Source organism: Proteus sp. CA142267 (assembly GCF_003336825.1).
Classification (GTDB): domain Bacteria; phylum Pseudomonadota; class Gammaproteobacteria; order Enterobacterales; family Enterobacteriaceae; genus Proteus; species Proteus terrae.
The window spans coordinates 197,654-213,030 of record NZ_QPMG01000004.1; the positions used below are offsets into that span (position 1 = coordinate 197,654).

Consider the following 15,377-nt stretch of genomic DNA (forward strand, 5'->3'; position numbering starts at 1 on the left):
AGAGGTGAATATGACTATTGAAATAGAGTTTTCTTCGCTAAAAGATTATCTATTAAAACTCAATGATGAGCAAAAAATCGAAGCTATCAATAAAATCAAACTATTTCTTCATCAAATTAGTCCGTTCAAAAATGAACCTATAGATTGTGTTCTTTGGGTAAAGCAAAACCAAGTCATAGCAAATGACTACAATCCTAATGTTATGTCTCCTACAGAAAAGAGATTACTCAAAACCTCATTGATAAAAGACGGTTATACTCAACCCGTTGTAGTATTATCTGCACCACAAAATAAAGCTAAACAATTGCAATGGCAAATCGTTGATGGCTATCATCGTTATTTATTAAGTAAAGAAAACGCCTTAAAAAAACGAATTAATAATTATTTACCCGTCACCATCCTTGATGTTAAAAACAACACAATGTCAGATCAAATAGCCACAACTATTCGTCATAATCGAGCAAGAGGACAACATCAAGTCGCAGCTATGTCAGATATAGTTAGAGATCTATCACGATTAGGATGGAGCGATAAACGGATTGGTGATGAACTAGGTATGTCACAAGATGAAGTATTACGCTTAAAACAAATCTGTGGGTTAGCTGAATTATTTTCAAAGCGCCTTTTCTCAGAAGCTTGGACAGTAAAATAAGAAATAATTGTTTTCTATCGATAAAACTAATCAACTCAAGATTGAATTAATCCAATTTAAAGCTCTGACAAAAACAATTAAGGCTACACATTATGCGTAGCCTTAATCTTATTCACATTATCTAACTCAATTATTTTTTGTCTTTATTCTCTATCGCTATTGTTTGCCGTTTCTCTTCTTCAGGTAACTCATACTCAATAGCAATGGTCAGAAGTCCACTTGATAAATCGGCTTTGTCTATTTTAACATTTTTACCGAGGTCAAACTGCAACGTAAATTGTCCTTGAGATATGCCTCGGTGGATCCATTTATCATTGTCTTCTTCTGATTTTTCTTCTTTTTTCCCTTCAATCAATAAACGACTTCCTTTTAATGAAACCGATAAGTCATTTTCTTGATATCCAGGCACACTCACTGTCAGTTCATAATGGTTATCATCAATCTGTTTCAGGTTATAAGTCTGTACAGGTGATGCAATGGGCTTACTGCCTGTTAACTGACTAAACAGGCGATCTATCTGATCAAAACGATTTGAAAGTAAGTTGTCAGATAATGTTGGGAATAATGAAAAAGGTTTAATGTTAGGCATATAACTCCTCCTTCAATATTTAGTAAATTATGGGCGGTATCTTTTTTGCCCAAAATATAAATATGAACGAACAAGTGTTTTTCAAGCCCTAAAATCTAAATTTTTTATCTTTAACCAATATGAGATTGTAGATAGCAAAAAACCCTGCCGAAGCGAGGTTTTGTATATTCAACTATTTAATGCCTAACTCATTTAAGCTGTCATCACACTTTTGCAAAAGATACATTTTGCGCCGTGTGGATTGTTCACTGTGACATCAAATTGTGATGTTCTATATTGTGAACCGTGACAACTTGGGCATTTAAAATAGAGGCGAATAGTAATAGCGCCTTTAGAGAGCCACCTCGTTGCCTGCTGCTGGGCCTTTCATACCATTTTCCATGGTGAATGAAACTTGTTGGCCTTCCGCTAATGTTTTGAAGTTATCACTTTGGATAACCATCGCATGTTAACCTTATTTCTGATCTTATTTTAATCCATCAGATAATCTGCAAATGATAATTTTCGCCACTTTTATCATGCGGTTTGCAGATTATTTTTCATATCCCGTAAATAAAACTTTATCGCCTATTTCTATTGCTTGATTTTAACGCTGACGTTTTATTCATTGTTTGTTTGCTTTTGCTACATCTGGCTACTTTTAATACAAAAACACGCATCAACACGTTACACAAACTCATAAGAAAGCCTGTAACAAAAACGGGAACCCTTAAGTTCCCGTAATCAATTCGCAACGCGAATTATATTACATATGTTTGATAATCGCGTCACCAAACTCGCTACATTTCAGCAGTTTAGCGCCTTCTAACTGACGTTCGAAATCATAAGTTACAGTCTTAGCGGCAATTGCGCCTTCCATACCTTTAATGATTAAGTCAGCAGCTTCAGTCCAGCCCATATGGCGTAACATTATATAAATCCACCATCATTAAGCATTTGTTTATTAAGGTATATTTACTCTTCACTGACCTAAAAGACAATGGTTATGCCTTTTTATAACCAATTGATTACCATAACACTTTTATTGGTTTTGATAACCACATATTAGAGCTGTAAACATAATTTAATAAGTATTAGAAACATTAGCTGGAGAGATGGGGGATTAGTTCTGAGTTAAGAGATATGGTACAAAATCACAAAAGACCCGGAGTTTCTCAGAAACACTATGACAGATATGATTATTTAAGAGAAAAACGTGAAACACTTGATATATGGTGTGAAAAGCTATTATCTCTAAAAAAGAGTAATATATTATCCATAGACAAAACTTGAGTAATAGAAAAGCATTAATTAGATTTAAAAGTAATTTTATTAATTAGTTAAAATTTAGATAACGATATTCTTAATTTTTATTTCTAGATAATAAGCATATATAATAGACTTTACTAATTATAAAGTATTTTTCATCTTAGATGATGAGTTAATAAAATATTTTATACGCATATGGGTAATCACTTGGTTCAAACAGAAAAATAAGAAACAATAATTCAAAAATGTTAAATAAATCATTAATTTTATTTAATGATAAAAATCAAAATGTTATAGCTTTATTAGATATTAAAATTAAAGATTATTTGAGATAAGCCGTTATGATTGTATCATCATGAAATTATAACAGGGTAATCAAAATGTTAAATAATTTAAATATTACTAAGAGTATTATTTTTGCCTTAACTATATTCTGTGCATTACAACTAATCACAGCTGGTTTTTCTTATTCCATTATAAACAAAGATCTCCATAATTTTCAAAATTTTGAAAACTTAAATGAACAACAACAAAAACTAAGTGACGGTGTTAACGCCCTAATAAAAACACGTTTAACTATAGCAAGAGTTGCTATTCGGTATATCAAAAGCCAACAAGACTCAAGTTATATAATAGATATCAATGATATGTTAGGGGTTGCTCGCACCACATTAAATGAAGCTGAATCTCATTATATATCTTGGTTACAATCTTCTGATGTTAATAAAAAACAAACAGAATTGATCGATAACATCAAAAAAACGTGGGAAAATATGTATGAGACCATGAATTTATCTATTGAATATCTAAGCTCAAATGACTACCAATCATATAGTAATTTAGAAGCACAACAAATACAAAATGAAATGGAGGTAGCATTTAATAACTGGAGAGATGAAAATAATCTTTTACAAGAAATTGCTGAAGATGAAAATCATAAAAGCTTCATTCAAATGCAATGGATTCTTGGTGTAATTACTATCGTTATTATTACAGTGCTAATAATTGTTTGGTTTGGCTTACAACACCTCTTATTAAAGCCTTTAAAATCTATTATGTGTCATATTCATAATATAGCGAATGGAGATCTTACTAATAATATAAACATTTCGGGCCGTAATGAGATGGGACAATTAGCTACGAGCTTACACGAAATGCAAGCATCATTAGTAAACACGGTAAATGCAGTACATGCTAATACTAGCGCGGTTCATTTCAGTATAGATGAAATAACTAAAGGAAGCACAGATCTAGCATCTCGTACCGAACAACAGGCTGCCTCATTAGAAGAAACAGCAGCAAGCATGGAAGAGTTAACGACAACAGTAAAACAAAACTCCCAAAATGCAAAAGAAGCCACGATATTGGCTGAAAGCACTACCGATATCGCGACAAAAGGGGGTCACATAATGAATAAAATCATTAATACAATGACGGAAATAACTCATAGCTCACAACAAATCTCACAAATAACAAATGTAATAAATAGCATTGCATTTCAAACCAATATTCTAGCACTTAATGCAGCCGTTGAAGCAGCTAGAGCTGGGGAACAAGGGCGTGGTTTTGCTGTTGTGGCAGATGAGGTACGTAATTTAGCTAGTCGCAGTGCCCAGGCATCAAAAGAAATTAAGGCTCTGATAGAAAACTCAGAAAATAAAGTAAACACTGGTTCTAATTTAATTAATGAAGCCGGAGAGACAATAGATGAAATTATAAGCGCTATTACAAATGTATGTCATCTTATAAATGAAATCTCCTCTGCTTCTGATGAGCAAAGCCAAGGTATTGAGCAAATAAGTGTAGCCATCACTCAAATAGACCAAGTTACTCATCAAAATGCAACGCTTGTACAAAAATCAACAACTGAGGCTTTAGAATTGAAAACTCAATCAGAACAGTTACAGCTTGCAGTCGAGAAATTTAAATTAAGATAAAAATAATAATTTTTAACACAACTAATCAACACAAACAGCCATTCTAAGCAAGCGAGGGAGGTTAAATAAATCAACCCACTTGCTTTATCTTTTGCGCTTCTTCCATCTCACGCATTCTCACGTTATAGAGGGATTGCTCTGGCATCTGCACACGAACGGAAATAAAACGACCATCAGGAATATCAATCGGGTCACCATCGCTATAACCATCAATATCATTACGGGCGAACTTAGGTGCATTAGGATGAGTGCGATGATAGGTTTTAACGAGAATAGAACCGTTCTCATTAACTTCAGAATTCACCCAAATTAAAGGCTGTTTATTGACATCGAGTGGAATTTCAATACCGCCATCGATGCCACCCCAGCCAGCATCAGCATTAAAGCCAAGCACGCCCTCGATAAGGTATTCACCCTGAGCTACTCGAGTAACCGTAGCGCCTTCTGATTCGTCGTTAGTTGTAAATGTGCCGTCAGGATTGATGTCGATGATTGGAGAGGCGCGCTTAATAAAACCATTGCTATCTACTGTCGTTGTGGACGTTGTTAATATCTCGCCGCCCTTTCTTTCAGGAAATCTAATTGTGTATCCAGCGCCATCATAGGAAAGGTAAAAGCCGTAAGGAACGCTCTTTTCAGCTCTCAATAACCCAAAATAATTTGTTGGATTAGATTTATCTGAACTATAAAGCCCCTGGTAAGACATTAACTGACCATTAAATATTTGTGTATTCTTTGTCGTTTTATTTGCTAATAATTGCCATTCATTCCACAGGTTATTACTTCTACGCCTATAACCAAATTCACCAGCATTGAAATCAGTTGTAGCCTGAATCTGCAAAACACTACCAGTTCCATCACCACCAGTTCTTGATGCGTTTATGATTGGCATATATGGATCTATAAAGTTTAATGCTCCATTACCTCCACCAGCATAAAAGCCACCGTGATTAATTGAATTGGCATCCATAACGCTTGGAGGGCTTATCTTGTCAGAACTTAAAGCACTAGCACCAACACCAAAATCCCCAATATGTACTGTTTTATTATCATCCGCTTTTTTACTAATATCCCCCTGCATCTTCTTAATACTATCTATCGTAACAATCTCACCATTTGGCATCTCAATTTTTGTTTGGCCCGTTTCACTCATCCATGTATTCATCGCATCGAGAAAATATTGCGTGTATGCATTTATTGCAACCATCGTTCTTGCTGCATCACTATTATTATCGGGTTCTGTAACATGAATTGAGAATGCGGTGTTAGTTGCAGTCGCTAATGCGGGATGAGCTAATACTAATTCAGTATCGGAATTAACGGATTTAATCATATACGGAATATTAGTATTTCCTGATTTAATTAAAATCGTCATTCCAATATTAATGGCTGGATTATTATTTTTAAATTTAGTGCCAGTGCCTTTGACAATAGCAGACCCTGACACTGTGTTAACAGTGCCTGTTGTGTATATCATGATTTATTTCCTAAATGTATAAATAAAGAAGTTTGATGAAGAGTTAAATATTGAAGTAGTCGCTGAGTTCGATACCGTAGATATTAAATTCTATTTTAAATGCATTACCGCCAATTGCGCCGTAAGAGCCACCATATTCTGAACCTATACTGTATATATCATCCCAATAAACACTATTGCTATCATTTCTAAAGCCAAAGCCCGTGCGCATATAAATAACATCATCTCTATTACTGCCTTGTATTCTCCAGTTAACAAATTGCGCATCAGGAATAATCATCGGCTTCTTAAGTTTAGAGAATGAAGCACCATTTCGATTACTAAATCGTGTCGTCTCTCCGAGTTTCATAGGTTTATAGTTGGATGAAAATGTAATTTCTTTTTTATCGTTATAAATCACAATGCCATATTTTGGCGGGTTTAATTTAAAGTTAGTACAAAATATAACAACATACATTTCACAAGAAGCACTAACAACTAAACCTCTTGCTTTATTATATGAGAATACAGCACCTGAATTTTTTGGTCTTACAAAGATAACAGGATTCATTTCATCAGTAATATTTGATGGCATTCTCCAGCCATTATTTTTACCTGCATTTATTTGTACGATGTCAGCAAATACACAATACCCTCGCATTGAGGGCGTTAATTCACTAATACCATTCATTCCATGTAGACGTATTCCGTATGATTCACTATTTGATTTTGGGTAACCATAAAAATCAAACATGAATTCTGGGTCTCTTTCGTCATCTTCTGAATCTACTCGCGATCCGGCTGGCCTTTCATCAACATAAAAATTAAAATTATCACCGGATATATTATACGCTGTTACATTTGATGAGAACCAATAATAGGAACCGGGTATTTTGTATGTCCGAGATACTACTCGTGGGATAATAATAATATTGTACTTTTCATATTCAGGAATATTGTGCTTCATTGTATTCCACCCTTCATTTATTGGGTAGAAATGGTTATTGTACCACCCTATTTTTGCTGAACCTAAATACCCCATAACCTGATTATCATCAGCATCTAAATAATATTCGTTGCCTATATCGGGTTTAACATAAACACCATACATGGTTATCTCCCTTCTATTTTTCCTATTTCAATCCTAATTTCTCCTTGAGCACCGTAAACCGCAATCCGTTCATTGGTGATAACGGTATGCGCACCCGTTTTATTTGTTCCTATATCTAATTCACCCCGGAACGTTCCTTTATTCATTTCAATATTGCTAGTTTTACCGTCAATCAAAAAACCATCCTTACCGGGTACATAATCACCAGATTTAATATATTCGGTAACAACAACGGAATTAAGCCATGCCTCGTTAATAAAGGCCTCACGCATAAACATCTGGCCGTTTTTAACGTACATGAACAATTCCATTTTTCCGTTACTTGGGTTATACCATGCGAAATTATTAGCGTTATAGCCTATAAAACTTTCAAGCTTGCCATTCTTAACTTGAGTACTAATGACCTGACCTGCTGCATTGTATTTAGTGCCGTTATGAACAATCGTGATATTGATGGAATGAGTGACAACACCATCGCCCGTTTGACTAAACTCGGCCTGCATTTTTTGGTTAATCATGCCCTGCTGTTTGCCAAATTGAGCTTGCACTTGATCCTCTGATTTAGCCATAGCTTTATTTGTTTCAGATATTGCCTCTTTATTCGTCATAACATCAGCACGAATGCGACCGACTTCTTTATCTGTGTTAGCTAAATTTTGGTTAGTTGTTTTTAACTCTGTGCGGATCTCCGTAGTTGTTTGACCGAAAGCTTTATTTAGCTCAGTAATTGACGTTTGAGTTTCTTTAATTGCAGACGTGTTATCACCAACAGCGGAGTAAATTTCTTTAACTTCCTGTGCCCATGCTTCGTTATCCGTTGCACGAACTTGCCATAGCTCACTAATACCAGCTTGTGATTCGGCATGTTTTATTAACAACTGTCTGAAATTACGATGACTTGCGTTACTTAAAATAATTGCGGTCTCAGCATTCCAATCAAGCTTATTATCCAGCTCTTTAAACGCATCCGTTTCTCTAACCGTGTTATCTAAATCATCAAATATGTCGTCTGGCAATGAAACTGGAATACCTGAAGCTTCTACAAATGCAGATTTACCATAACTATTGATCGTTCGGATATAGAAATAGTAAGTGTGGCCAGCTTTTAAATTCTCTTGCGTCCAGAAATTTCCTTGACCAACTTTGTTTGTTTTGGTGATCACTTCATTTTCAGAGAGATTAGCGAGTTTTTTCTCACTAAACCAAAACTCAAAGGTATAACCAAAAACAGCACTATCACCCTGTTTAGGTGACGCCGTTAAACTAAACATACCTGGCGTTATTTCAACACCGATTGGTGACGGAGGTGCTTGAATTGCAAAATCACTGATAGCCGGTGCAGACATAGCGCCAGCAACATTAATAGCTCTCACTTCGACACGATAAGTACCTCTCGCTAAACCATTAATATCAACACGCTCACCCGGTACCTGAATAGACTGTATAACCTTGCCATTCTGGAGAATATTAACCGTGTTATAGCGAATATCAGATGCCACGTTCTGCCATGATATGTAACCTTGAACGATATCGGTGACAGCAAGAGGAACAAAAGCCAGATTGATCGGTGCTGGTACGCCACCAGTGGGTAGTTTAGTGAATGGAGGTCTAACAAAAGGTTTACTGGCTAAGTCTTCATAGATATAAGGACCATCTTCTTCGAGAGTAATCTCTACCCCCTCTGATGGGTGAAATTTCCAATCAGCAATGCGAAATTCTAAATCGCTAATCCCCAGCGAAGGTAATTCGAGTTTTACAACATCACCAGGGCGATAAGCATAACCATCTAAATTCATGCGCAATTGAATACGACGACCTGCGCGTTTTTTACGTAAATAGAGATTGGCTAGTCGATTGGCTTGGTATGGGCTAGTAACAAAACGATAGTCCATATTTTCTTTAATTTCTAAGCCATCTTCTTCTATCCATTCATCAATAACCACTGGCTCAAAATCGGTTTTGTTATACTGTTGTTCTGCGTCAACAAAAGTGCCATAAATCGCATTAGTTGCATCACGTAATGAAAGTTCGGGTGTCACCGTCACTGTATCGATAATTTGTGACTCATCAATCGTCAGTAGTGCTGGCCCATTATAGACTTGCATCATAATGCCATGCTTACCCGCTATATAAGTGGGCTCTCCAGCAATACATTTATGCATCATCTCTAATACAGAGGCAGGACTTTCTTCAAGTTCATAAGCGCCATTTAAAGTGTATCTAGGCTCACTTTTTCCATCTGGCGTTTGTACGGTTTCATCACAAATATCTGCTGCACTTTTAAATGCATCCCAATCAATATCGGAGTCTGGAACACCTAAGTAATGCCGATAGTAATCTAATATGATCAAAGCACCGTTATTTGACCACTCTGTTTTCTCAGTGCGGGGATCGTAAATTTCTTTTCCCCATAGTTCGCTTTTGACATTAGGTACACCATAAGGAAATTTTTCTTGATCGAAACGTAATGTTAAGCGCAACCATGCAAGACCTCGACCAATCATATCTTCTTTCCATGATGGCGCTTTTTTTAATAAATAGGGATCTACTTCAGTTCTGTCATTATGAAACTCATATTGTGCGTTATCTCCTAAATCTTCAATTTTGTCATCGTTAAAATAAATTTGACCTAACTTATGTATGGGATGAGAGGCGATCGCTAATGCCATGTAGAGTTCTTCATTTTCGTCTTGCTCACCTTCCTCTTCTTCAGCAAAGAAAAGTAAACCTGACATCATTGTCTTACCTACCACCACAGTTTCTGGTGCTGATGCTGAACGCAACATCTGTTTACGTTCGGACTGATCCCGATAGCCTGAGCCAGGCACCTTATCTTTAAAGATAAACGCACTTGCAGCTTGAACTGCAATACCGGCAACAATCAAAGCCGTCCCCAAACCACCTGTGGCAATAACCCCTGCTATCATTAAGCCAGCAGAGACAACGCTTGTAACTGTCTTACCCATTTATTGTACTCTCCATGCTTTAATTGGTTTATTGCTCACAGCGCGAACTCCATCCGTTGAAACTGCCCATAGCTTGCCAGCCCATAACACACCCAGCGTTTTCCCTTCATCCCCTTCAAACATCACAATGTCACCACGCCCTGCTTCGTTTGTTGGAATTTCATCAAAAAAACGACTCACAGCACTTTCCAATGTTCCGAACTCTTTTTGTAACACTCTGAATGCGCCAGTTTTTGTTTTATAGCGCCCGCGAATGTTTTCACAAGGATCAAAATTACAAACAGCAATGACGCAATCAGAGGCAAACAAACAGCAATCATGTTCACCCCATACAAAAGGGCGATTTATGGCATTCTTTAAAGTTTCAGGTAGGCGAGTAGTCCATTGTGGGTGTCTCATGGTTTTCTCCAGACAATAAAAAACCCGCCGAAGCGGGTTGACGAAAAAGTGTATTTAATTACTTTTTATTTCTAGTTTTTTAATTAAACGCTTTTTATATTCTTCTAGGTTTTTTATTTCACAGTCAATTTTTTTACTGCTTTCTTCTAAATATTCTTTTGAGTACTGCTGTAATTCTTCAACTGTTTCTACTCGTCCTCCTTTTAAGTTTTCTATTTCTTCATTAGTATATTTAGGGCATCCCTCATACCATTCCTTATTGGAGTCAAAAGAATAAGTTGAAGCAGAAAAGCAGAATAATAACGTTGCCGTAATAAATATATTTTTCATAGCAAACCTTTAATCATTTATAAATAAACGCAGGTGCATTTTTCTTGCTACCCCAATAAATAGCCCGATCAGCCATCTGCGCCACATAACGGAATATCCTATCGCCCTTTTTACGTTTAGACCATGATTCATCAGTAAATCTGTCAGGTAAACCATAAGACCAGCGTTCGAAACGGTTTGAAACAGTGACTGCTATTTCATTTTCTTCACCTGTTGTCACACCAATTGTGGATATTTGTCCTGCAAATAAAACTTCAGCAAGCGCAGGTTTACCTTCTTCATTTAATGCAACTAACATCAATTGTGCATTTCGCCCACGAACTCGCTCATTCATCACCTCGCCAATTAATGAAGAATCGAAGCCTGAGAGTTTCATGATAAGCTGTTGTGGGCTAGTGGTCATATTTTCTCCCACAGACTCAATTGCACCAAACTGGCCAACACCTTGGTAAATTTCACCTGCAATAATGATATTACCCACACCGGTATGTGCACGCACCACACCTGATTTAAGATCTAAACGAGAGGCAACAACTAAATAATATCCCTCATTAATTGCCTTAACCATATCATTACTAAAGGGATGATATTTCATGTTAATGCTTCCTCGAATGACAAAGAAGTGCTAGTAAGTATGCCCGGTTTACGTTGGAAATTACCCTGATCGTTACTAGTTAGTTTAAAAATACCGTATGGCGCTTCATTTTCTATCAAATCATTTACCGCCGGTGCATAACGTAATATAGGGGCAATAGGGATTGTTGCGTTTCCTTGTGCATCACTAATCACATTAGCCGTCACTCGCTTTAGTTCATCATTTACCGTGATATAATCACCAATGCGTAAAACAATGCTATTGGGTAACCAGTCTTTACTTTCTAATAATTTTCCAGATTGATTGGGTTGGCTAACTTTAGGTTTACCGCGTTGAGTTAAACCAGAACGCGCCCAATCACTAATTTTCACTCGACCACTTTCACCATCTAACTCGGCAACAAACGCCTCTAAAACCCTTGCTTGCTCATCGGTCAAATTATTAAATGACATACTGCAACGCCAACGCGAGCCGGGAAAGCGTACTGTCTGCACACTCCCCGTAAAAGTTGATGTAAAGGTTTTACTGTTACTCACGAGTTGCCAGCTTAATGAGGCTGGCACGATGGATTGTGGCCACGATAATATCGTTGCCATTTATCGTAGGTTCCTTCTTAATGTTCCATTGGTTTGAAAGTCTCGCATAATGTCAGATTTGGCTTTTGATGCACCTTGTTCTGCTCCCATTCTTGCTGCTTCCTGTATAGCTTGATAAAGCGCTTCATCACCATTACCTGTTACATGAAATGTTTGATGAATAATGGTATCGCCTGACGCAACAGAGTTGCTTCCGGTTGCTCTAACGCCTAAAGATCCATCAGGTCCACGTTTTAAAGGCATGATCGCCTCGCTTCCAGCTTCCCCCATCAAGCCAAGATTAGGCGTACCACCTTTTGCAAAGGCAAATAATGTCGGTGAACTAACCACCTGGTTGCTATATTGGCTGAGGCTTGGTGAGCTGTAAACATCCCCTTTGGCGTTCGCTTTTACACCCACCTTACCCGCTTTAGCGCCACTTGCTGCACCGCTACTGCCACCAGCAAAACCGCCCATTAATCCCGTCAATGCATTGGTAATTTGAGCTTGAATTGCAATACGAATAAGATCAGAAATAATTGAACTGGCTAATGATGAAGAAAATTCTTTAATGCCCTCTGAAAAGGACTTCGTTCCCATCAACATGCCTGTCATTGCATTAGCGGTTCGTTGTTCAACAGCATCAACTAAATTCATTTGCATACGTTGCCACATACCTTGTGAGGCATACAGCTCTTTGCTTGATTGATATTGTGCTTCTTTTGACTTATTTGTAGCCGCAATAACTAACTGTTCATAACGTTCTTTGCTAACTAAACCATCTTCATAGTAAGCCTGATAAAGCGCCTTTTGTTCTTCCAGTTGGTTTCTGAGTTGAATAACGGGATCTATTTCGCCAAGAATGCTGATATTAGGGAGAGAAATGCCTTTTGCTTGCTCTGATAAACGATATTTTGTCGTATCTTGTGCCATTTGGCGCCGTGCATATTGGTATTCTTTTTCAGTCAACAATTGCTGTTCAAAGAGTGATTTAAGCTCTTTTGTCATCTCTTGTTCATTTCGGATGGATGCGCGCATAGGAGAGTATTTTTCTGCTAATTCTGCACGTTGTTTCATATGATTTTCAGCATTGAGTGTTTTTAATCGCTCATACTCTTCCTGCTTCATACCACCGGCTTTTAAGTTTTCTTGGAGCTTGCGCATTGTTTCCGATTCGCTTAATGATATGCGCTCCAAGCTCGTTGCATGCTCTTGTTCTATTTGCATACGTAATTGATGATATTGGCTAACTTTTTGTGTAGAACCTTTATTGCTTTCTAAATCATTACCACTACCACTACCATCCCCTACTGGTTTGTCTTCCTTAGTCGGTTGGCTAAAAACGCCTGTTTTTAATGCACTCTCTCGATTTGCAATTTTTTGCTTCCGAATTTCAATTTCTTTATCTATATCCTCGATTTCGCTTAATACTTTTCTTCGTCCTTTTGCAAACTCTTCAGAGTCTTTTCCCCAAAGGCTAACTGCGGCATAACCAAACCAACTGCCATTTTTTATCGAAGACATTTCGCCTTCGCGTTTTTCTGAATAAGTAGCCTGCTCTCCATATAGACGCTTCTTTTCTGCCTCGAGTAAGGAGAGCTCTTCTTTAATTTCATCAAGTTGAACTTCTATTTTCACCCTAGAAAGACGCTGAAGTTCAGTAATAGTCTCGACCACAGCCCCTTTCATCCCTTCTATTTTCAACTTAGCTTCATCAGCTCTAGTTGCAAAATAATAAATGGCTGAACCCGCTAAAGCCAACACACCAACTGGCCCACCTAAGGCAGAAACAACACTTCGGAGTCCTAAGCTAGATGCTCGTAATGCCCTTTGGCTATATGAAAGTCGATTATTAGCTGCTGTAAGTTGATCGGTATATTTGGATCTTAACGCTAATGCTTCCGCTTCCTGTCTAACTAGTCGATTACGTTCACTAGCCAATCCTTGCATCTGTAAACCATGCCGATTCATTATGGCGCTCTGTTGAGTCAATGCCTGGCCTTGCTGAGCTAGTTTATTAATGGTGGCATCAGCTGAAGCAATCCCTCTTCTGGCGGTTTCAGCCTGTTGCTTAGCATTACTTCTGACTGCTGCTTCATTTTTCACCCATTCTTTGGTTTGCTCTTGAAGCCCTCTAGTCATTCTGGCACCAATGACAGGTAAAACAGCGTAAGTTGCAATGTTAGCTAAAGTTGAGAAGTTATTATTTAGTGCATTTACAGCGGAAGTAACATTTTGCACCCCTGTTCGTAAAGGACCATCGGCACTGGTACCAACTTTAATCGCCAATCCCTCAAACGACCTTTCCATTACCTCCAAGTCAGCATTTAGATTTTGTGCCCTTTTCCCTGCTTGCTCATACGCTGTTTCGGTATCAGTAAGCGCCTTAGTTAAATCAACTAGCTGATCCCGATTTTTAACTAAAATGGTGCCTGCGCTGACATTGGCGCGACCAAATATCTTTGTCGATGCAGTAGTGGAATAGTTTTTCTTGTCGAGGTTTTCTAATGCCGTGGCCAAACCCACAACAGATGGACGCAAGTTTTTATCTGCTGAACGTTCTAATGCTAAAAAGACATTACGCAACATTGTTCCTGCCGTTTCAGCCTTAATCCCTTTTCCTGCTAAAACTTGGATTGAAGCATTAAGTTGCTCAAATGAAACACCGGCTTGAGAAGCAACGGTACCACTTTTCACAATGGCTTGGGCTGTTTCGTTTATTTCAGATGCACCATATTTCGCACCTGCTGCTAACACATTAATGTAACGCTCAGATGAGACAGCGGACTCACCAAACTGATTAAGACTTAAGGTAAGAGATTTCGCCGCATCGGCTAACTCAATACCTGAAGCTTGCGCCAAGGTAATCGATTTAGCCGTTACATCTTCTAAGGCTCCCGCTGTCTGCAGTAATGACGGTTTTGCTGACGCAATAAGTTTCATGGCATCCGCAACTTTTATCGCGCCAAATTCTGTTGTTCGCCCCATTTCTTGAGAAGCAATACTGTACTCTTTCATGCGCTCAATAGACGCCCCCGTAATCGCACTCAGATCAGAAATTGCCTGACTATACTTGCGAGAAATATTTAAAATGCTACCAATGGATAAACTCACTCCACCTAACATCGCCAGTCGTCCTGCAACATTCGTCACTTGATGACTGATTGAATAAAAACCATCTGCAACCGCTTTTGTTTCACGCTTTGCTTTATTAGAAAAACGTTCTGTTTCACGCCCTGCATGGTTTAATGCGCCTGTAATATTGCTTCTAAAACTGGCGTCATTCAGCAATAACCCAACCCGTAAATCGGCTAAATTAGTGGCCATAATATTATCTTCCTATCATTTTCATTACGTCAGAACATTGCTGTTCAACAGATTTAGAGGTGCTTGTTGGTTGATGTGCACTTTCAGGAGAGGGAGGTATATCTGATGGTGGTATTACACCTATTTTTTCTGATTTGAGCGCAAAATAAGCCTGCCAACCCAGTAATGTATTGGCAGGCAAATTGAGAACGC

12 protein-coding genes and 2 pseudogenes are annotated in these 15,377 nt (G+C 37.9%); 2 read left to right on the top strand and 12 right to left on the bottom strand.

The genetic code is table 11. The features are described from left to right. The first annotated feature begins 10 nt into the window (after positions 1-10). Positions 11-652 (top strand): ParB/RepB/Spo0J family partition protein, encoded by a 642-nt coding sequence (locus tag C0T34_RS09640; RefSeq protein WP_098943204.1) that lies wholly within the window; start codon positions 11-13, stop codon positions 650-652. A gap of 130 nt (positions 653-782) precedes the next feature. On the opposite strand, the gene C0T34_RS09645 is transcribed toward C0T34_RS09640, so the two are convergent. The 4 genes and pseudogenes from C0T34_RS09645 to C0T34_RS09655 form a co-directional block, all read right to left on the bottom strand. Continuing rightward, positions 783-1,241, bottom strand: coding sequence for an Hsp20 family protein (locus C0T34_RS09645; RefSeq protein WP_098943205.1), 459 nt, complete (start codon positions 1,239-1,241; stop codon positions 783-785). Between the two features lie 192 nt (positions 1,242-1,433). Continuing rightward, positions 1,434-1,565, bottom strand: a complete 132-nt coding sequence (locus C0T34_RS18310) for a hypothetical protein (RefSeq protein WP_226892390.1) — start codon at positions 1,563-1,565, stop codon at positions 1,434-1,436. 7 nt (positions 1,566-1,572) lie between these two features. Then, positions 1,573-1,677: pseudogene (locus C0T34_RS09650) on the bottom strand (cold shock domain-containing protein); the annotation flags it as partial. 309 nt (positions 1,678-1,986) lie between these two features. After that, positions 1,987-2,154 (bottom strand): annotated as a pseudogene (locus C0T34_RS09655) (isocitrate/isopropylmalate family dehydrogenase); the annotation flags it as partial. Positions 2,155-2,869: 715 nt separating this feature from the next. On the opposite strand from C0T34_RS09655, the gene C0T34_RS09665 reads away from it, so the two are divergent. Beyond that, positions 2,870-4,426: a methyl-accepting chemotaxis protein gene (locus tag C0T34_RS09665; protein ID WP_109850069.1), complete on the top strand. Its 1,557-nt coding sequence runs from the start codon at positions 2,870-2,872 to the stop codon at positions 4,424-4,426. A 70-nt stretch (positions 4,427-4,496) separates the two neighbouring features. Here C0T34_RS09665 and C0T34_RS09670 read toward each other — a convergent pair whose 3' ends face one another. The 8 genes from C0T34_RS09670 to C0T34_RS09705 are packed head-to-tail and all read right to left on the bottom strand — an operon-like array spanning position 4,497 to position 15,185. Further along, positions 4,497-5,903, bottom strand: a complete 1,407-nt coding sequence (locus C0T34_RS09670) for a hypothetical protein (RefSeq protein ID WP_109850070.1) — start codon at positions 5,901-5,903, stop codon at positions 4,497-4,499. Positions 5,904-5,946: 43 nt separating this feature from the next. After that, entirely contained in the window at positions 5,947-6,993 is a 1,047-nt protein-coding gene (locus C0T34_RS09675) for a hypothetical protein (protein WP_109850071.1), read from the bottom strand. A 2-nt stretch (positions 6,994-6,995) separates the two neighbouring features. After that, positions 6,996-9,959, bottom strand: coding sequence for a DUF1983 domain-containing protein (locus C0T34_RS09680; RefSeq protein ID WP_109850072.1), 2,964 nt, complete (start codon positions 9,957-9,959; stop codon positions 6,996-6,998). Next, entirely contained in the window at positions 9,960-10,358 is a 399-nt protein-coding gene (locus tag C0T34_RS09685; RefSeq protein ID WP_109850073.1) for a hypothetical protein, read from the bottom strand. It lies immediately after the preceding gene. 54 nt (positions 10,359-10,412) lie between these two features. Then, complete coding sequence (locus C0T34_RS09690) at positions 10,413-10,688, bottom strand: hypothetical protein (RefSeq protein WP_075674152.1); 276 nt, start codon at positions 10,686-10,688, stop codon at positions 10,413-10,415. Positions 10,689-10,701: 13 nt separating this feature from the next. Next, the gene (locus C0T34_RS09695; protein ID WP_006533911.1) at positions 10,702-11,283 is read right to left on the bottom strand and encodes a hypothetical protein; all 582 of its coding nucleotides are present in this window, start codon (positions 11,281-11,283) and stop codon (positions 10,702-10,704) included. After that, entirely contained in the window at positions 11,280-11,879 is a 600-nt protein-coding gene (locus tag C0T34_RS09700) for a hypothetical protein (RefSeq protein WP_075674150.1), read from the bottom strand. The genes C0T34_RS09695 and C0T34_RS09700 overlap by 4 nt, the downstream gene beginning before the upstream one ends. Then, a complete protein-coding gene (locus C0T34_RS09705; RefSeq protein ID WP_204100977.1) occupies positions 11,880-15,185 on the bottom strand; it encodes a phage tail tape measure protein in 3,306 nt (1,101 codons plus the stop codon). It abuts the gene before it with no gap. Between the last annotated feature and the right edge of the window lie 192 nt (positions 15,186-15,377).